Origin of the sequence: Burkholderia sp. E168m15 (assembly GCF_016586105.1) — a bacterium.
GTDB classification, from domain to species: Bacteria; Pseudomonadota; Gammaproteobacteria; order Burkholderiales; family Burkholderiaceae; genus Burkholderia; species Burkholderia orbicola.
Genome location: NZ_BCPO01000246.1, coordinates 1 through 824, shown reverse-complemented (window position 1 = coordinate 824; position 824 = coordinate 1). Strand labels below are relative to the sequence as shown.

Below are 824 nucleotides of genomic sequence, written 5' to 3'. Positions count from 1 at the left end.
ATGACGGATGTAGTGATCGTATCGGCCGCGCGGACCGCGGTCGGCAAATTCGGCGGCTCGCTCGCGAAGATTGCGGCGCCCGAACTGGGCGCGACGGTGATCCGCGCGGTGCTGGAGCGTGCGGGCGTGAAGCCCGAGCAGGTCAGCGAAGTGATCATGGGCCAGGTGCTGACGGCCGGCTCCGGGCAGAACCCGGCGCGGCAGTCGCTGATCAAGGCGGGGCTGCCCGACGGCCGTGCCGGGGATGACGATCAACAAGGTGTGCGGCTCGGGCCTGAAGGCCGTGATGCTGGCGGCGAACGCGATCATCGCGGGCGACGCGGAGATCGTGGTCGCGGGCGGCCAGGAGAACATGAGCGCGTCGCCGCACGTGCTGCCGGGCTCGCGCGACGGCTTCCGGATGGGCGACGCGAAGCTGGTCGACACGATGATCGTCGACGGCTTGTGGGACGTGTACAACCAGTACCACATGGGCATCACGGCGGAGAACGTCGCGAAGGAATACGGGATCACGCGCGAAGAGCAGGACGCGTTCGCGGCGCTGTCGCAGAACAAGGCGGAAGCCGCGCAGAAGGCCGGGCGCTTCGACGACGAGATCGTGCCGGTGTCGATTCCGCAACGCAAGGGCGAGCCGCTGCAGTTCGCGACCGACGAGTTCGTGCGTCACGGCGTGACGGCGGAATCGCTGGCGGGCCTGAAGCCGGCGTTCTCGAAGGACGGCTCGGTGACGGCGGCGAACGCGTCGGGGCTGAACGACGGCGCGGCGGCGGTGCTGGTGATGTCGGCGCAGAAGGCGGCGGCGCTGGGCCTGACGCCGCTGGCGC

1 pseudogene is annotated in these 824 nt (G+C 69.8%); it reads left to right on the top strand.

Annotation, left to right across the window (positions count from 1 at the left end):
• Positions 1 to 824, top strand: a pseudogene (locus JMF86_RS34885) (acetyl-CoA C-acyltransferase); the annotation flags it as partial.